Raw genomic sequence first — 18,759 nt, forward strand, 5'->3', positions numbered from 1 at the left:
TAAGAAAGTAGTATTTGTATTTTTTAGAAGTAGGAAATGAGCAATTATAATCTCGAGAAACGGCGCTACGTCATCGCTTTCGTGGCAACGGCAATTGTCGTTGTCTACATCGTGCGGCTCTTTACGCTGCAGTTGCTGAGCGACGACTACAAGAAGAACGCCGACTCGAACGCCTTTCTCAAGAAGATTGAATATCCGTCGCGTGGAGCCATCTACGACCGCAACGGACGTCTGCTCGTGTACAACCAGCCGGCGTACGACGTCATGGTGGTGATGAACGAGGCGAAGGGACGCATCGACACGCTTGAGTTCTGCCGCGCTTTGGGCATCACGAAAGAGTATTTCATAAAGCGCATGAACGACATCAAGGACTACTCGAAGAACCCAGGCTACTCGCGCTTCACGCAGCAGATGTTCATGAGTCAGCTTCCTTCTGAGGAGTTCAGCTACTTTCAGGAGAAGATATTCCGTTTCCCGGGCTTCTACGTCCAGCAGCGCAGCATACGCCAGTATCAGTCGTCTGTAGGTGCGCACATCCTCGGCGACGTTGCGGAGGTCTCGCCCTACGACATTGAGGAAGACAGCTACTACCAGCCGGGCGACTACATCGGCAAGCTCGGCGTGGAGAAGTCGTACGAGAAACAGTTGCGCGGCGAGAAGGGCGTGCAGATATTGCTGCGCGATGCTCGCGGACGCATCCAGGGGCAGTATATGAAGGGCAAATACGACCGCAAGCCGGTTGCCGGAAAAGACCTTACGCTCGCCATCGACGAGAAACTGCAGGCTTTGGGCGAACGCCTTATGGAAGGTAAGATAGGTTCTATCGTGGCTCTCGACCCTCGCACGGGCGAAGTGCTCTGCATGGTGTCGGCTCCTACCTACGACCCGCGCATCATGGTTGGCCGCGCACGCTCCAAGAACCACCGCGCTCTTGCCAAAGACGCTTGGAAACCGCTCCTCAACCGTTCTATAATGGGTATGTATCCGCCGGGTTCTACGTTCAAGACGTCGCAGGCTCTGACGTACATGACCGAAGGCATTATCACTCCAGGCACCGCATTCCCTTGCAACCGCGGTTTCTACTATCGCGGTCTGCACGTCGGCTGCCATTCCCACCCCGCTCCTATCGCTCTTGTCGACGCCATCAGCACTTCGTGCAACTCCTACTTCTGCTGGGGACTCTACTACATGATAGGCAACCGCTCCAAATACAAGAATCCGTACAACGCTATGAATATATGGCGCGACTATATGGTGTCGATGGGCTTTGGCTACAAATTGGGCATCGACCTTCCGGGCGAGAAGCGCGGCATGATTCCGAACGCCGACTACTACGACCGCAACTATCGCGGCTCGTGGAACGGACTCACCATCATCTCTATCTCTATCGGTCAGGGCGAGGTGACGCTCACTCCGCTGCAGATTGCCAACCTCGGCGCTACCATCGCCAACCGCGGCTACTACTATCGTCCGCATGTCGTGCGCAAGGTGCAGGGCGAACCGCTCGACACGGCTTACACCCACAAGCATTATACCAAGGCGTCGCGCCGTGCGTACGACTACGTTGTCGCGGGTATGCGTTCTTCGGCACTGAAGGGCACGTGTAGAGCGCTGGGGCGCCTGCCGTTCGAGGCGTGCGGCAAGACGGGTACGGCGCAGAACCACGGTCGCGACCACTCGGTGTTCATGGGCTTCGCACCGATGAACGAACCGAAGATTGCTATCGCCGTATACGTTGAAAACGGCGGATGGGGTGCCGACTTCGGTGTGCCTATCGGCGGACTGATGATGGAACAGTATCTCACGGGCAAGCTCTCGCCGGCTTCAGAGGCTCAGGCAAGCGCTATGCAGGCTCGACGCATCGGCTATGGTCCGCGATTTCCAGGGCAAAAAGATAAAAGTAAAAGAGTAAAAGAGAAAAAACAATGATAAACGAGAAGCCACAAAGCATTTGGTCGCAGGTCGACTGGCTGACAATTGGTCTTTACATAGCACTTATGTTGTTCGGATGGCTCAGCATCTGCGGTGCCAGCTACACCTTCGGCGACAACGATTTGTTGTCGCTCGGCACGCGTTCGGGCATGCAGATTGTGTGGATAGGCACAAGTATATGCCTCGGATTCGTCATTCTGATGATGGACTCGCGTTTCTTCGACACGTTCTCGTTCGTCATATACGGCGTGCTGCTCTTACTGCTTTTCGCCACCATCTTCAACCCTCACGACATCAAGGGTTCGCACTCGTGGCTCGTCATCGGACCGCTCCGCCTGCAACCTGCCGAGTTCGGCAAGTTCGCTACGGCGCTGGCTCTCGCCAAACTGATGAGCACCTACGGCTACAACATACAGCGCTGGAAAGACTTTGCTGCGGCTTGCGCCGTAGTGTTCGTGCCCATGCTCTGCATTGTGGGTCAGCGCGAGACGGGTTCGGCGCTGGTCTACCTCACCTTCTTCCTCATGTTCTACCGCGAAGGGATGCCTGGCAGCATCCTCTTCACGGGCGTAGCGATGGTGGTCTACTTCGTTGTGGGCATCAAGTACGAGGGCATTATGCTTTTCGACACGCCTACATCTGTGGGCAAGTTCGTCGTGCTGCTACTTGTGCAGATATTCGTTGCGGGCATGGTGTACAACTATGTGCACAACCGCAAGCATACCAATACTATTCTTGGCTATAGCATAGCATTTACCGTTATAGCCATTCTCTTCGACGTGTACGTCATTCCGTTCGACGTAACGTGGGTGCAGCTCGGCATGTGCATAGCACTGTTCCTCTACCTGCTCTATCACGGACTGCGCACGCGTCTACCACAATACTTCTTTATCCTTGCGTTTGCCGTCGGTTCGGTGGTGTTCTTCTACTCTGCCGACTATGTGCTTAACAACGTGATGGAGCCTCATCAGCGTGTGCGCATCAACGTGCTGCTCGGTCTCGACGAAGACCTTGCCGGCGCCGGATACAACGTTCACCAGAGCGAGATTGCCATCGGTTCGGGCGGACTGAAGGGCAAGGGATTTCTCAACGGCACACAGACCAAACTGAAGTTCGTGCCCGAGCAAGACACCGACTTCATCTTCTGCACCGTAGGCGAGGAGGAGGGCTTCATCGGTTCGGCTGGCGTGTTGCTGCTGTTCCTGATTCTCATTCTGCGTCTGCTTGCACTCGCCGAACGACAACCTTTCGTCTTCGGGCGCATCTACGGCTACTGCGTGGCGTCGGTATTCCTATTCCACGTGTTCATCAACGTGGGCATGGTGCTGGGCTTAACGCCGGTTATCGGTATCCCGCTGCCGTTCTTCAGCTACGGCGGATCGTCGCTTTGGGGCTTCACCATCCTGCTGTTTATATTCCTCAGCATCGACGCAAAGCGCAATATGCTCAAGGCTTAGGGCGTAGCAAAACATATTAAAGCTATGGAAGAATCAAATATGCTAAAAAATCCTCCATATCTTCCAGCATCGTCATAACCCGCACATTATAAGAACGATATAGGCTGGAAGATTTCCCTAAAAACGAGAAATCTTCCAGCCTATCTTCCAGGTTTTGTTTCGTATCTTACAGCCGATACACCGGCTTTAGTTCATTAAATTCAGTCGTGATTCCAGCTTTTATTCCTTATTTTCCAGTTTACTCGAAGTAGAAGCTCAGCACAACCATTTTTGTGCGTACTTCCTTCACGCCCTGCGCGAACTTGAGCAGACTCTTGTCGCGCAGTTCCTTGGCATGATTGGTATCGAGAGCATTGCCGAGTCCGTAGACGAACTTCAGCTCGGGGCGCAGCTTGAAGAACGGCAGGTAGAAGTCGCAACCTACGCCGAACTCCAGCGAGAGCGATGTGCGCTTCAGCTTCAGCGCGTCGGTGCTCTTGCTCGTAAGGTTTATCATCGGCGACACACCAGCCATGAGGTACGGGCGGTGGTTGTTGAATCGGGGCGCCGAGAATATAAGGTCGCCAGCCACAGCGATGTACGCCGTCTTCATGTCCTGACGCTTCTCGTCGGGCTGTCCGCTTTCGCTCAGTTTCTTGAGGTCGTGAAACACGATGTGGCGCGTGCCGAAGTACATCATCGGCGCCACGCGCAACTGGAAATGTGTAGACAGACGCAGTTCGCCGAGCACTCCGACATTGATGCCTGGGTCCCAACGGCTCTGGTCGGCTGTGACGAGTGTCTCCTCCGTGCCGTCCTCCGTGGTTATGGTCTGCGGACCAGCCATCAGCACCTCCATATCCTGCACGTGCATACCCACGACTACTCCGAAGTGGAACGGACGCAAGTCGGTGTATGGGCGGTTCTGCACGGTGCGGTCCTGCGCCGAGGCAGCGAGGCTCACGATACACATTAATAATATATATATGTACTTTCTCATTGATTGGTTGTTCTGAAAATGACGCTTAGGTTTCCACCTTATTATATATAATAACGCCGCGAATGTGATATTATTGCATTCGCGGCGTTCTTTCTATTCTATCAGCAATAGTATGCCGACCATTCTATTGGCATTTGCGTGCCGACTATTCTTTCTTCAACTGTATACCGACGTCAGCCACGCCGGGCAGTATCTCGCGCTTCATGTCGTGGCGCACCACGATGTGCAGCGAGTCGCCCTCCTGTAGCTGCAGCTTGCAGATGTCGAACTGATACTGTCTGTAGCTGATGCCCTCGCCCAGAATGTTGCCCTGCTCGTCGGTGAGGTTGCAGCATACGGTGTCGGTCACAAGGCGGTGCGCCGGCATTATCTCCTGCTCCACAATCAGCGTTATCGCCGTGAACGGATAGGCGTCTGTCGTGCGCACGCCGAGAACGGCGCTGTACGTAGCGGCGTCCTTCAGAGGCGGAATGGCGAACGAGAGCGTGTCGTTCTTCTCCCAGCCTGCAAGTGCGGTGCTCTGATATCGGTCGTAGACGGTGCGATGGTCGCAAGCTGCGAAGAGCATTGCGAACATCACAAGGGTCATTGAAGCGATTCTAAAGCTTATTGTTCTTTTCATAGCCACAATTAATGAGCGCCTTTAGGGGGTGCAGCAGTCTCTGCTGCACCTACAGAACCGTTGCCGCTATTCTTCGGTTGGTGCACCTTAGGGGGTGCAGCAGTCTCTGCTGCACCGACCGAGCTATTAGCGTTATTCTTCGGCTGTTGCACCTTAGGGGGTGCTGCAGTCTCTGCTGCACCGACCGAGCTGTTAGCGTTATTCTTCGGTTGGTGCACTTGAGACAAGTGCACCCCCTGAGGTTGCTCGGTTGGTGCACCACCAGGACGGTTGTTGCGACGCTGCTGGTTGTTGCGACGCTGACCCTCGCCATTCGGTTTATTCGGTGCGCCACCTTGAGAGTTTTTCGGTGCAGTTGAGACAACTGCACCCCCTTGAGAATTCTGTTTGTTCGGTGCGCCCCCTTGGCGCTTTGCAGGCTTCTTCTTGCGCTTGCGAGTCTTGTCGAAGCGACTGATGTCGGCGTCTGCGAGCAGGTCGGCAGGGCGCGAGTCTTGTCTTACCTTGCCGTCCTCGGTGAGCGATTCGGGCTTTTCGCCACGCTTGTTCATCTCGATGATGGCACGGGCGCGCTCGGCTGTAATCTCCTCGAGGTTGGCAGCAATGCCCTTGTCCGTAGAGTAGACCACAGTGCCAGCGAGAATGTCCGACTTGAAGAGGTAGTAGTCGCTATCGAGTGTCTGCAGAACGACGTCGCGCGACGGCATCTTGCGACTTGCCTCAACATAGTCGTCCACCTCGTAGTTGAGACAGCACTTCAGTTTGGCGCACATGCCGGCGAGTTTCTGCGGATTGAGCGATATGTCCTGAATGCGAGCGGCGTTGGTGCTGACGCTCACGAAGTTCTTCATCCATGTGGCGCAGCAGAGCTCTCTGCCGCAGGGGCCCGTACCGCCGATGCGTCCTGCCTCCTGGCGTGCTCCGATCTGCTTCATCTCGATGCGCACGTGGAAGGTGTCAGCAAGCACCTTAATGAGCTGACGGAAGTCGACACGCTCGTCGGCGATGTAGTAGAATATCGCCTTGTTGCCGTCGCCCTGATACTCCACGTCGCCAATCTTCATCTGCAAGCCGAGGTCCTTGGCTATCTGTCGGCTCTGAATCATGGTGCCGTGTTCGCGGCTTTTCGCCTCGTAGTATTTGTCGATGTCCACGGGTTTAGCAATGCGATATACGCGCTTTATGTCATCAGCCGACTTGAGGTTGGCTTTCTTCAGCTGCAGCTTCACCAGGCGTCCGGTGAGCGTAACCGTACCGATGTCATGACCCGGACTTGCCTCAACCGCCACGATGTCGCCCTTGTGCAGGTCGATGTGGTTGACGTTGTGGTAGTAACCCTTGCGCGTGTTCTTGAACTGCACCTCCACGAGGTCTGTGTCCTCGTCGTTGCCCGGCACGTCGTACAGCCAGTCGTATGTGTTGAGCTGCATGTTCTGTCGTCCGCAAGCGTAGTGGTGCAATCCGCGATCGGTGTCACGCGTTATCTTGAATTGCATATCTTTGAAATCTTTCATTACGATTTATGCTTGTTTTTTACGTGTTATGAGTATAATTGTTTGTAATGCTATGTCGAAGAACACCATCTTTGCGTTGGCGTTCTGTGATATGTCGCGTAGTGAGTGCTCGAAGAGTTCGTTCAGCTCTATGACGTTGCGTTCGTTGATGAACGGTGCAAAGCGTGTGCAGAACTGTTCTTCCTGCGCCGTCATGTAGTTGAGTTCCGGGTTATGGAAGTTGTGCATGAAGCTCTCGCGCACCATTCGGTTGAAGTAGATGAGCATGCGTTTCTGCTTCTCGCGTCCGAATGCAGCCACGCTCTCGCTCCACTTCTTCAGTTCCTTCACGTGCTTGCTGTAAGCGTAGCGCATGAGCATGGCGAAGAGGTCGAAGAACATGCTTGCCTCGTTGCCGGCGCGTAGCGAGTCGAGCGCTGCGGTCCACGATCCGTTGGCGATGCGTGCTATGCGGTGCGCTGTGTCGGCGTCGATACCGCGTCGCGCGATGAGCGCCTGCTCTATGGCTTCGTCGCTGATGCGCTTGAAGTCGAAGCGCTGTGTGCGGCTGCGTATGGTTTCGAGCAGTTTCTCTGGTTCCTCGCTCACGAGGATGAAGACGGTCTGCTGCGGCGGTTCCTCAAGCAGTTTGAGTATCTTGTTAGCCGAGGTGACATTCATGCGCTCGGGCAGCCACATAACGCACACCTTGTATCCGCCCTGCGACGCCTTCATGCTCAGTCGGCGCGAGAGTCGGTCGCTCTCAGCTCCGGTGATGATGGCTTGCTGGTTCTCGGCGCCCATCGCCTCCATCCATTGCTCTATGCTGAAGTAGGCTCCGTCGCCGAGCAGTTGGCGCCATTCCTGAGCGTAGTCGTCGCTCACGGGCTGGTGGTCGGAACCCATCGTGGGCTTCTTTATGGTGGGGAAGCTGAAGTGGAGGTCGGGGTGTTGCCACTGGCGCAGCAGCTGACTGTCGCCTAACAGCCGCGACGCAAACGCAAGGGCAAGCGCTTTCTTGCCGCAGCCCATCGGACCGCAGAACAGCATTGCATGGGGCACTCGGTGCTCCTCTATGAGTTTGACGAGCGACTGTTTCGCCTCGTCCTGACCTATTACTTCTTCGAATGTCATTTGCGCTATTGCGATTTTTGAATTACAACAGCCTCCTTGCCACTTCTCTTACGGAGTCGACAGCTGAGACGGTGTAGAAATGTATGTTGTTCACTCCGGCCTTGTAGAGCTGTCGGCACTGTTCGGTCGACCACTCTATGCCGAGTTGGCGGGCGTCGTCGTCGGTCTTGCACTTCAGCGCCTCCACGGCGAGCTCCTGCGGGAAGTCGCAACGGAACACGCGCGGCACTACCGTCAGCTGCGAGAGCTTTGCAAGCGGCTTGATGCCAGGTACGATTGGTATGGTGATGCCCATCTCGCGCGCTTTCTCCACGAAGCGGAAGTATTTCCGGTTGTCGTAGAAGAGCTGCGTCACGGCGTAGTCGGCACCCATGTCTTGCTTCATCTTCAGATACTTCAGGTCCATCTCCATGTTCAGCGCCTCCTCGTGCTTCTCGGGGTAGCACGCCACGCCGTAGTGGAACTTCTTGCCGGGGTTCTTTATCGGCGTGCCGTCGTTGAAGAAGCCCTCGTTGAAGCGGTTCACCTGCTCGATGAGGTCGGTGGTGTGAGCGTGTCCGCCGGGCGTGGGCACAAACTGACTGTCGTCGCGCGCCTTGTCGCCGCGCAGCAGCAGTACGTTCTCTATGCCCAGAAACTGCAGGTCTATCAGCTCGTACTCTATCGCCTCTGCTGTGGCGCCGCTGCAGATGATGTGCGGTATGACGGGCACGCCGAACTTGTTCTGTATGGCGGCAGCGATGGCTACCGTACCAGGACGGCGGCGCACGCGAAGGCGCTCATACTGTCCGTTCTCGAGTTCGCGGTATACGTACTCGCTGTGATGGGTGGTGATATTGATGTATGCCGGATCGAAATCGCGAAACTTCTCTATTGTGGAGAACAGACGCTCTGTTCCTGTGCCTTTCAACGGTGGTAACACCTCGAACGAGAAGTGCTTCTCGCCACCACCTGAGGTGAGTATATCTGAAATGTTCATCTTCTTATTATCCTTTCGTATCTTATTTACCAGTACAAAGTTACGGAAAATCTTACACAAATTTGCTGTTTTGATTAATAATTAATACTTTTGCTTGTAAATCTAAACAACAACGATGAATATGAGACCTCATACAACTATTTTTTCGGGCGCCTTCCTTGCGCTCTGCCTTGTCGCAAGCAATGGTGTTGCGGCGAACGATTCGCCATCCCACCCCATCAACACCTCACCATCTCAACACCTCAACACCTCACCATCACAACATCAAATCTCACCATCTCAACATCAAATCTCACCATCTCAACATCTCACCATCTCAACATCCACCCTCACCACAAAGCGCCCTGCTCCTGCCGAGCGTCTTTTTGTGTCGGACGCCGTGGAGAAGAAGATTCGCGAGATAAAGAAGCGCATCAAGGAGAACGCCTACTTAGCGTGGATGTTCGAGAACTGCTTCCCGAACACGCTCGACACCACCGTCCACTTCATCGATGCCGAGGACGGCAAGGAAGACACCTTCGTCTACACGGGCGACATACACGCCATGTGGCTGCGCGACTCGGCAGCGCAGGTGTGGCCCTACGTACAGCTTGCCAAGGGCGACCGCAAGTTGCAGAAGATGCTGCGCGGTGTGATACGCCGCCAGCTGAAGTGCATCAACATCGACCCCTACGCCAACGCGTTCAACCGCGAGCCCGAGCCGAACGGCATGTGGGCTAACGATATGACCGACATGAAGCCCGAGCTGCACGAACGCAAGTACGAGATCGACTCGCTCTGCTACCCCATACGCCTCGCCTACCACTACTGGCAGGTGACGGGCGACGCGTCGGTGTTCGGCGACGAGTGGCTGCAGGCGGTGCGCAACATACTGCGCGTGTTCCGCGAGCAGCAGCGCAAGCAGGGCCTCGGCTCTTACCGCTTCCAGCGCGAGACGGAGGACCAGCTCGACACGGTCTGCAACCACGGCTGGGGCAACCCCGTGAAGCCATGCGGCCTCATCGCCTCTGTCTTCCGCCCGTCTGATGACGCCACGACGTTCCTCTTCCTCGTGCCGTCTAACTTCATGGCGGTCAGCTCGCTGCGCAAGGCGGCTGAGATTCTGCGTAAGGTAAACGCCGACACGGCGCTTGCCGACAACTGCACAGCGCTTGCCGACGAGGTGAGTGCGGCACTGAAAGAGTACGCCGTGGTCGACCATCCGAAGTACGGCAAGATATACGCCTACGAGGTGGACGGTTTCGGCAACCGCTTCCTCATGGATGACGCCAACGTGCCGTCGCTTCTCTCCCTGCCCTATCTGGGCGACATCGACGTTAACGACCCCGTATATCAGAACACGCGCCGCTTCGTCTGGAGCGAAGACAACCCTTACTTCTTCCGCGGCAAGGCGGGCGAAGGCATCGGCGGTCCGCACGTGGGCTACGACATGGCGTGGCCTATGTCTATAATGATGCGCGCCTTCACGAGCACCGACGACGCCGAGATAGCCGAGTGTCTGCGCATGCTGCAGCGCACCGACGCCGGCACGGGCTTCATCCACGAGTCGTTCAACGTCAACGATGCGAGCAAGTTCACGCGCGAGTGGTTCGCATGGCAGAACACGCTCTTCGGCGAGCTTATCATCAAGCTCGTGGACGAGGGCAAAACGGAGTTGCTCCTCGACGCCCGCAAGTAACTTCAGGGGGTGCACTTGTCTCAAGTGCACCAACCGAGCAAGCGGCGCCCCAGCATAGCACTACCTACGCAAACAACGCTAAGGACACCATCTGCTACGTTGGTGCACTTGAGACAAGTGCACCCCCTAAAAGGCTCCTTGAAGCAAGCAAATGCAACTTGAGACAAGTTCACCCCTTATACTTTCATCAAAAAAATGTTATAGAGGAACCACGCCGATAGGAATATATTACTTATCTTTGCACCATCTTAACCACAAGTATGTCTAACAAACGTTTGTCAAGCTAAAACTTCCATATAAAAGGATAAAGATACTTGCACAAACAAAACCCAAAACATCCAGCTTATGGAAAATGTAATTAAGAAACTTTTTGTCGCCATGCTGCTCTGCCTCATGCAGACCGCCGTATGTACTGCCGACACGTTCAAGGGAAAGATTGTGAACGCCGAGACGGGCGAGATTCTCATCGGAGCAACGGTGCGCAGCGAGATAAACCCGCAGCCGGGATGGTCGATGCAGAACTCAGCGGAGACCGACAGTACGGGCTGTTTCATGCTCGACAGCGGCTGGGAGGGTCGCATCATGTTCACGTTCAGCATGATCGGCTACAAGAACTCGCGCAAGGTGGACTATGCGTACGGACCCGAGGTGAAAGACACCACCGACCTGGGCACCATCAGGCTGCAGCCTACGGCGCTCATGCTGCAGGAGGTGGAGGTGAAGGCGAAGGTGCCGCGCATCACCATGAGTGGCGACACCATCGTGTTCAACCCCGAGGCGTTCAAGCTGAAAGAGGGCGCGCGCCTCGACGAGCTTATCAAGAAACTGCCGGGCGTGCAGCGTCGCGACGGCAAGCTATACTGGAACGACAAGCCCATACGCCTGATGATGAACGGCAAGGACATGTTCGGCGGCGACCAAATCTTAGAACAGCTGCCTGCTGACGTGGCTGACAAACTGAAGGTGTACGACCGCAAGTCGGAGCTGGCACGCCACACGGGCAACGACGATGGCGATGAAGACCATGTGCTCGACATACAGGTGAAGCCGGGCTTCCTCGACAAGTGGTACGGCGACATCGAGGCTCAGTATCAGACCAAGAAGCGCTACAGCGCAGCTATCACCGCAAGCCGACTGAGCGACCAAGACCCGCACATGATATACGCCCAGGCTAACAACGCCAACCGCTACGTAGACAAGACGATTGGCTCTTCCATGAACCGCAACATCGACGGCGACGGCAAGAGCCAGTACGGATCGTACAACTATCAGCACAACTGGCAGACAAAGGGCACACAGCAATACACAAGCAACCGCTTCAACATAAGTGCCAACATGGGACACAGCGACGGATGGAACAGCGGAAAGGCATCGACCGAGACGTTCTTCCCGAACCAGGAGCACACGTTCGGCGTAAAAGACACCTACCGCTACAAGCACAACCTCAAGCCGCAGCTGGAGGCGAAGCTCTTCGCCTACACCGACTCTGCCAACACCATCGACGTGAAGGTGAAAGCCTCATACGAGAAGTCTCGCAAATCGTACGAGGAGCGATCGGCTTCGTACGGCTACCAGCCCGGCCAGTTTGCCTATCACTCGCTGAAGGAGGCGCTCGACGCAAAGCCCGGCGACGCGCTCTACGACCGACTCATCACACGCGACAGCGAGTACGAGTCGACCGAACTGCAGCAACGCGGACTCAACATCTCGTACATCTGGCAGCACTTCATCGGAAAGAAGGGTTCGTTCATGCTGGGTGGCTACACCAACCTGAGCGGAACGAACGAGGACACGCACACCAACCACGACGTGGAGTATCTGCGCGAACAGCGCAACGAGAAGCTGTGGCAGTTCTACGACCGCAGCGAACACAATCTGAATACGCAGTTCGGCGCTTCGTTCGAATACTGGTTCGGCAAGAAGGTTTACTTCAACGTCTTCGACAACGTGAGATTAAGCCGCACACGCATCGCACGCAACTTCTTCAGCGACACCGACGAGCAGAACGTGGCTAATGGCACGCCGACAACTGCCGACCCGGCGAACACCACACGCAGACTGACACACAAATGGACGAACGAGCTGACCGTGAAATCGACCATCACGCCGGTGAAGGCGCTGATGATTATGCCGATGTTCAAATGGAACTACAGTCGCGAGAAGGTCGACTATCACTACGGACCGCTCGACACCACAGCCGTGCGCACAAGCAACACGTACGAGCCGTCTATCTTCCTGAAGTGGAAGATGAGCCGCGTGCGCAACATGGACATCGCCTTCGCATACAACACCTCCGTGCCCGACCTCGTTAGCACGCTCGGCTACCGCAACACCATCGACCCGCTGCATATATACATGGGCAACCCGCTGCTGCGCAACTCGCACAGTCATACCACTACGTACAACTACCACCGCATGTGGCTGCGCAAGCAGATTGTGCTGGGCTTTACCGCTTCGTACAACAAGGACATCAACCCCGAGGCTACGCTCTACAGCTACAACTCGGCTACCGGCGTCTACACGTCTAAACCGATGAACGTGAAGGGCGGCGACATGTGGAAGTTCGCATTCAACTACGACCAGGGCATCGGCTTCTACTTCCGACTGATGAACAAGTTCGCGCTGGAGACGGCGAAGTCGTACGGCTTCCTCACCATCGTCGACAACAACGCCGCCGACGCTCAGCCCGAACTGAACAAGCAGAAGCGACTGGGCATAAACAACGATTTCGAGTTCTCGTACGAGACCGAGAAATTGCAGCTCACGCTCTTCGACCGTCTGGAGAGCAACCGCTACCGCTACGACGATGCTTCGTACAACACCACGCCGCTGTTCAACAGCGTGGGCATAAGCGCCAACCTGCACCTCGCTCCGTTCGAGGTGTTCGTGCAGCTGTCTGACGACTATTGTTCGGGCTACGCCACATCGGCTATGAACGGACACAAGCTCAAGTCGATGGCGTCTGTCAGCTGGAGCTTCTGCAAGAACAAGTGTATGCTGAGCCTGTTTGCCGACGACATCTTCAATAAGGACATCTGGTACGAAAGCGAATACTCAACCTTCCAACGCCAGGAGTACTCCACAAACTATATTCACCACTATCTGAATCTGAGCTTCAGATACAGATTCGACGCGAAGGCAAAAAAGGGCAAATCGACAACAATAAGCAGTAGAAGATAAACTGTCGGTACAAACAAAAAACCGTAGCGGAGGTCTCCGGCCTCCGCAGCAACCAACAATACGTATTACTATACGACTTGGTGCTAAGTGTGTACATTCTATATTTATACGAATAGATGGCGGACGCAATCTGATCGGACGGCGGACGCAATCCGATTGGACGGCGGACGCAATCCGATTGGACGGCGGACGCAATCCGATTGGACGGCGAACGCAATCCGATTGGACGGCGAACGCAATCCGATCGGACTTTCTAATAATCTATAGAGTAAAATTAGTGTTTGTTACAAAACATAACCTGCAACTTCTACTTTCTGAACCTTTTGGACACAGCCGAATAGCCGCAGCGCTGGCAGAGTGGCTCTACGGCGGTATGACTGGTGAAGCCGTCGTAGAGGGCACGTGCTCTTGGCGAGGCAAGTATATCGGCGAGGCTATGACTGAACAGATTGCCAAGCGCGATGTCGCCGTTATGGTCGAGACAGCACGGCACAACGTTACCATCGACGAGCACGCCAATCTGATTGCGCAAGGCGTAGCAGAACACCTCCTGCTCGTCGTAAGTGGCGTTCTGAAGATCGGGCCATTCGAACATATTGTCGTTCTCGACAAAGAGGTTTTCGGCAAGTCGCCATCCGTCGTGGCGTTCCGTCCAAGGACGCGGCTGGCGTTGCGCAATCAGGTCGAGAATCTCCGCGTTCTGGCTGTTGTGTCCGCCCTCGTTCCATAGGCGCAGCACAACGACACAGCCGCGGCGCGCAGCCTCCTGCGAGAAAGCCATCACCTCGTCTACATACCCGGCAAGATTCTCCTTGGCGTTGCCCTCGTGCGAGTGGAGCGAAATCTGAATCTTATGAGGCAGAGCGTCCAAAAGGTCTGGGCGTCGCGAGAGCAGAGTGCCGTTGGTGGTGATAACGGGCACGAAACCCTTGCGGCGAGCCATCAGCACAAACTGCGGCAGCAGCGGATGGAGGAACGGTTCGCCCATCAGATGGAAATAGAGGAACTTCACCTCGCCCTCGAGTCGCGAGGTCAAAGCGTCAAATTCGTCCAACGTCAGCGTGTGCTTCGCCCTCTCGGTCTTCGGGCAGAACACACAGTTGAGGTTGCACACATTAGTTATTTCGAGATAGCATCGTGTAATCATATCGGTTTGTTATTGCGGTATGGCATCTTGTTATCTTGTCACATTTCGTCATTACTTTCTTTTAACCGGCTTCTTCGCCACACGCTTCATTACCTTCTTCGGCTTCTTCTCCATGCCCGGCAGGTCCTTCAGAATAGTGGCTTTTACGATACGCACATCCTCAAGCGGACGGTCGTTGGCGTCGCGCTGCACACGCTGTATGCGGTCTACCACATCCATGCCGTCGAGCACCTCGCCGAACACCGTGTAGCCGCCGTCGAGGTGCGGCGTGCCGCCGACGGTGGTATACGCCTCGCGCATCTCGTCGGTCATCTGTATGCTGTCGCCGAAAAGCTGACGCAGATTGTCGCGTCCGCGCTGCAGTCCGCGCTCGTCCTGCTTGCGTCCGTAGACGATGTAGAACTGCGAACTGCTCGACTCGCGTTTCGGGTTCACCATATCCGGCTCGCGTGCTGCCGCCAGAGCGCCACGCTTGTGGTAAATCTGCGGCAAACGAATCTCCGCCGGAATGGTATAGTCGAGCGAGTGGTCGCCGAGCACCGCTCCCTTCGGAGCGTTCTTGCTGTACGGGTCGCCAGCCTGAATCATGAAGTCGGGTATGACACGGTGGAACAGCAGCGAGTCGTAGTAGTGATACTCGCGTATGAGCTTAAGAAAGTTGTCGCGATGCAGCGGCGTCTCGTTATACAGCGCCACCCGAATATTGCCCATCGTCGTCTCAATGAGCACCTCCGGTCGCTCCTCTGCCTTCACAGTCGTTACTTTGCCCACGTTCTTCGCTGTCTTGATGGTTGTTCCCGCTTTGCCCACGTTCTTCGCTGTCTGCGCACCTACGCCGATGCAAACCAAGAGCATCGAAATAATCAGCATTACATTCTTCATATGTTTATAAGTTATATTTATAGGTTGTATCTATAAGTTGTATTTATAGGTTGTATATATAAGTTGTGTAAAGTCACACATTCATAATATTAAAAGAGTTGCACCATTATAACACAGTTCCATATAAAACAATATTATTTCTTCGTCAACATTTGTATTTTCCGTCAAAGTTAACACAAATTTATAATATACGGACAAAGTTAGCCATAAAGTTAATCACAAAGTGCCACAAAAGTTAGTTGCAAAAACCTACAATTCATAGTACTCAACATCCACAAACATTGATTCATCATCAGAATAGTGTAAATATTTAGAACATTATCGCTACCTTTGCATCAGAGATTCATACCTAAACCCACTCAAATGAGAAAAATTCTACTATTACTGCTTGCGCTTCTGATGCTTGCATGCAACAGAACCAAACACAATTCAGCGACCGACCACGCTTACTCCATGCTCGAACGTGTAGCCGAGCTCAACGCAGGAGGCGACAAACATGGAGCATTGGCTCTGGCAGACAGTGCCCTACGGATGCACCCGGCTGACACTACCCGATGCTGGCTTTTGAGTGAGAAGGCAGTGACGCTTGTCGACATGGGGCGCATGGCGGATGCCGTCGGCGTGGCTCAGGGCGCTTACCGTCTGGCAGAGAGGCTACATGACTTAGACGCTATGCTCAATCTGCGTGGCACTATGGGCATAGCCTACCGCAGGCTTGGCAAGACCGACTCGGCTTTGGTGCAGTATAAGGAAGGCATACAGATGGCGCTTGCAGAGCACAATGCCGAATATGAGATATATCTGAACAACTGTGTCACGGTGTTATACTCCGAAAGCAACCGCTTTGCAGAGGCTCTTCACTATGCCGAAAAGACCGAAAAGGCAGCCCTCGCAGCCAACGACACCATACAGCGATTGTCGGCACGTGCCAACATCGGAGGTATATATCTGAGGCAGAACCGCCATCGTATGGCACTCGAAGCTATGCTGCCGTGCTGGCAAGAGGTGAAGAGCGTAGGCTATAACGTGCTCACGCTGAAGTTCCTTTCTATCATTCTGAAGTCGTACAGCGTATTGGGCGACTATCAATCTGTGGCGCAATACATGCAATATGCCGACCGTGTAATGGACGGAATGGCTGCCAGCAGTAACGGAGTTTTGGGCATTCTTGAGGTCAAAGCCAATCTTCTTGGCAAGCAGCATAGATACGCCGAGCAACTCGCACTTGTGGACAGCATCATCGCCAGCGGCACACATAACCAGGCAATGCCGTTAGACAAGATGCTGCGCATGAAAGCCCTGTGTCTCGAAAACATGAATCGCAACGCTGAAGCGCTCGCGTTCATGAACCGTGCCTATGCCGTACTCGACTCTGTAAAGCAAAGCGATATTGAGAAAAGCATGAGCGAATTCACGGTGAAATACAAGACTCTGGAAACGGAGACGGCTCTGGCTGAATCCAAACGCGAGACTGCCGAGAAAGCCAATCAGGTGCTGTGGCTTGTGGTGGCGGTAGTGCTACTGCTGGGAGTGGTAGGCATTATGCTCTATCGCAGACGCATCGCTGCACAGCAGGCGTTGTTGCACGAGAAGCAGAGCTACATCGACGGGCTCGAGAGCGAGCGTGAGCGCATAGCCAAGGATCTGCACGACGGAGTGTGCAACGACATCCTCGCCACCAAACTGATGCTTGCTACAGACAGCATTCATGCCGAGCAGTATCTCGATGACGTATGGCGCAACGTGCGCCAGTTATCGCACGAGCTTATGCCTCCATCTTTCGCCACGGTCACACTCGACGCTGTGGTGCGCTCGTATGTAGCCGCCATCAACAAGAACGGTGGCCGCGACATCTCGCTCAAGATAGACACTGCGTTCGATTGGAGCAGTCTGCCGCAACAAGTGGCTTACGAGATATACCGCATTATTCAGGAGTCGACAGCCAATGCTATGAAATACGGCGACCACAGCACCATAGACATATCGCTGACTGCCAACGACGGCAACCTATGCGTATGCGTTGCCAACGGCATAGGCACCCGTTCGGCAGACGGCAGGCACACTTCCGACCATGGCATAGGACAGCAGACGCTGCAGAAACGAGCTGACCGCATCGGTGCAAAGCTGACCGTAAGTGAGGCAGATATGCGCCATAGGCTGACGCTGACTTACCGACTCGCCACCATATAATCACACCTTTACCAATTGAAAACAATGACAATACTCATCGTCGACGACCACCCCATAGTGCTGAAGGGTATACACGCCCTAATGGCTTCGTCGTTTGCCGAAGCCCGTATCGTGGATGCCGCAGGACTTAAAGAGGCAGAACAGATGCTCAACCGACATAAAGTAGACATACTTATAACCGATCTCGACCTCAACGGCGAAAGCGGATCCATGCTCATAGAGCACGTTCGCGACGTACAACCAGCCACACAAGTGGTGGTATATACCATGCACGAAGAACCCTGGTCGGTAGGCGAGATAGCCGATATGGACACCGAGGCGGTGGTGATGAAGAGCGACAACGCTGCGGAACTACTTATGGCCGTTAAGAGTCTTTGTGACGGCAAGGGCTACTATAGTCCAACCTTCTTCCGGCTGCTCAATTCATTGAAGCGCCATCCAGACCGTCTGTCCGACCGCGAGAAGCAGGTCGTCAGTCTCACGGCAATGGGACTTTCGGCTGCTGACATGGCTTCAAGGCTTGGCATCAGTGCCAATACCGTTGAGTTCCACCGCCGTCGTATCATGCAGAAACTCAATGTTGCCAACGCTGCCGAAATGATAAGCCGGGCAACTGAATTGGGCTTGAAGGCAAACATCTGATGCCGGATAGCTATAAAGTGTTTTATGTCGGTCGGACAGCGGCTCGGCTGACTACGGAAAACCATAGCTGACCCCCTACCAAAAACAATAGTTCTTAGTTTTTGGTAGGGGGTTACTGTATTAAAAGGAATATATTTACTATTATTTTTCTATACCTTTGTAACCAAACAGCGTACTCATTATCAAATACCAGCTACATGAATACCGATATAAAGGACAGTATCACCACACGCGAAAAGGAGATATTAAGTCTGCTCGCCATAGGACTTAGCAGCAAAGAGATTTCGGAAAAGTTGTTCATATCTCCACATACCGTGGAGTATCATCGCCGACAACTGCTCAAGAAAACAAAATCGCGAAATATCGCACAGCTCATCGGAACCGTTTATCGTATGGGAATACTGTGAGGGTTGTCGTCCGGCTACAGAAGGATTTGTATTTGTC

14 protein-coding genes are annotated in these 18,759 nt (G+C 54.3%); 7 read left to right on the top strand and 7 right to left on the bottom strand.

Annotation, left to right across the window (positions count from 1 at the left end; all coding sequences use genetic code 11):
* Nucleotides 1-36 precede the first annotated feature (36 nt).
* Together mrdA and rodA are read left to right on the top strand one after the other, a co-directional pair.
* Nucleotides 37-1,929, top strand: a complete 1,893-nt coding sequence (gene mrdA, locus KTQ90_RS03800) for a penicillin-binding protein 2 (protein ID WP_217317273.1) — start codon at nucleotides 37-39, stop codon at nucleotides 1,927-1,929.
* Nucleotides 1,926-3,389: a rod shape-determining protein RodA gene (gene rodA, locus KTQ90_RS03805; protein WP_022158065.1), complete on the top strand. Its 1,464-nt coding sequence runs from the start codon at nucleotides 1,926-1,928 to the stop codon at nucleotides 3,387-3,389. The genes mrdA and rodA overlap by 4 nt, the downstream gene beginning before the upstream one ends.
* Nucleotides 3,390-3,627: 238 nt before the next feature.
* Here the strand turns inward: rodA and porT are convergent, their stop codons facing one another.
* The 5 genes from porT to metF form a co-directional block, all read right to left on the bottom strand.
* Nucleotides 3,628-4,368 carry a type IX secretion/gliding motility protein PorT/SprT gene (gene porT, locus KTQ90_RS03810; RefSeq protein WP_217317274.1) on the bottom strand — a complete coding sequence of 247 codons (741 nt, stop codon included), beginning with the start codon at nucleotides 4,366-4,368 and terminating at the stop codon, nucleotides 3,628-3,630.
* A 145-nt stretch (nucleotides 4,369-4,513) separates the two neighbouring features.
* Entirely contained in the window at nucleotides 4,514-4,990 is a 477-nt protein-coding gene (locus KTQ90_RS03815; protein ID WP_254359451.1) for a gliding motility lipoprotein GldH, read from the bottom strand.
* Between the two features lie 8 nt (nucleotides 4,991-4,998).
* Nucleotides 4,999-6,486 (bottom strand): PSP1 domain-containing protein, encoded by a 1,488-nt coding sequence (locus tag KTQ90_RS03820; RefSeq protein ID WP_254359453.1) that lies wholly within the window; start codon nucleotides 6,484-6,486, stop codon nucleotides 4,999-5,001.
* Nucleotides 6,487-6,510: 24 nt separating this feature from the next.
* Entirely contained in the window at nucleotides 6,511-7,617 is a 1,107-nt protein-coding gene (locus KTQ90_RS03825; RefSeq protein ID WP_217317276.1) for a DNA polymerase III subunit, read from the bottom strand.
* 22 nt (nucleotides 7,618-7,639) lie between these two features.
* Nucleotides 7,640-8,596 (bottom strand): methylenetetrahydrofolate reductase [NAD(P)H], encoded by a 957-nt coding sequence (gene metF / locus KTQ90_RS03830; RefSeq protein WP_217317277.1) that lies wholly within the window; start codon nucleotides 8,594-8,596, stop codon nucleotides 7,640-7,642.
* Nucleotides 8,597-8,717: 121 nt separating this feature from the next.
* Here metF and KTQ90_RS03835 point away from each other — a divergent pair, with 121 nt between their 5' ends.
* Nucleotides 8,718-10,274: a glycoside hydrolase family 125 protein gene (locus KTQ90_RS03835; protein WP_217317278.1), complete on the top strand. Its 1,557-nt coding sequence runs from the start codon at nucleotides 8,718-8,720 to the stop codon at nucleotides 10,272-10,274.
* Between the two features lie 345 nt (nucleotides 10,275-10,619).
* Complete coding sequence (locus KTQ90_RS03840; RefSeq protein ID WP_217317279.1) at nucleotides 10,620-13,454, top strand: outer membrane beta-barrel protein; 2,835 nt, start codon at nucleotides 10,620-10,622, stop codon at nucleotides 13,452-13,454.
* Between the two features lie 307 nt (nucleotides 13,455-13,761).
* On the opposite strand, the gene KTQ90_RS03845 is transcribed toward KTQ90_RS03840, so the two are convergent.
* Complete coding sequence (locus tag KTQ90_RS03845) at nucleotides 13,762-14,601, bottom strand: radical SAM/SPASM domain-containing protein (RefSeq protein WP_217317280.1); 840 nt, start codon at nucleotides 14,599-14,601, stop codon at nucleotides 13,762-13,764.
* Nucleotides 14,602-14,652: 51 nt separating this feature from the next.
* Nucleotides 14,653-15,483 carry a peptidylprolyl isomerase gene (locus tag KTQ90_RS03850; RefSeq protein ID WP_217317281.1) on the bottom strand — a complete coding sequence of 277 codons (831 nt, stop codon included), beginning with the start codon at nucleotides 15,481-15,483 and terminating at the stop codon, nucleotides 14,653-14,655.
* A gap of 363 nt (nucleotides 15,484-15,846) precedes the next feature.
* Between KTQ90_RS03850 and KTQ90_RS03855 the strand changes: the two genes are divergently transcribed.
* From KTQ90_RS03855 to KTQ90_RS03865, 3 genes are all read left to right on the top strand, one after another.
* Nucleotides 15,847-17,673: a tetratricopeptide repeat-containing sensor histidine kinase gene (locus KTQ90_RS03855; RefSeq protein WP_217317282.1), complete on the top strand. Its 1,827-nt coding sequence runs from the start codon at nucleotides 15,847-15,849 to the stop codon at nucleotides 17,671-17,673.
* Nucleotides 17,674-17,697: 24 nt separating this feature from the next.
* Nucleotides 17,698-18,315 carry a response regulator gene (locus tag KTQ90_RS03860; protein ID WP_217317283.1) on the top strand — a complete coding sequence of 206 codons (618 nt, stop codon included), beginning with the start codon at nucleotides 17,698-17,700 and terminating at the stop codon, nucleotides 18,313-18,315.
* Between the two features lie 197 nt (nucleotides 18,316-18,512).
* The gene (locus tag KTQ90_RS03865) at nucleotides 18,513-18,722 is read left to right on the top strand and encodes a response regulator transcription factor (protein WP_022157206.1); all 210 of its coding nucleotides are present in this window, start codon (nucleotides 18,513-18,515) and stop codon (nucleotides 18,720-18,722) included.
* The last annotated feature ends 37 nt before the right edge of the window (nucleotides 18,723-18,759 follow it).

Source organism: Leyella stercorea, assembly GCF_019052365.1.
Classification (GTDB): Bacteria; Bacteroidota; Bacteroidia; order Bacteroidales; family Bacteroidaceae; genus Prevotella.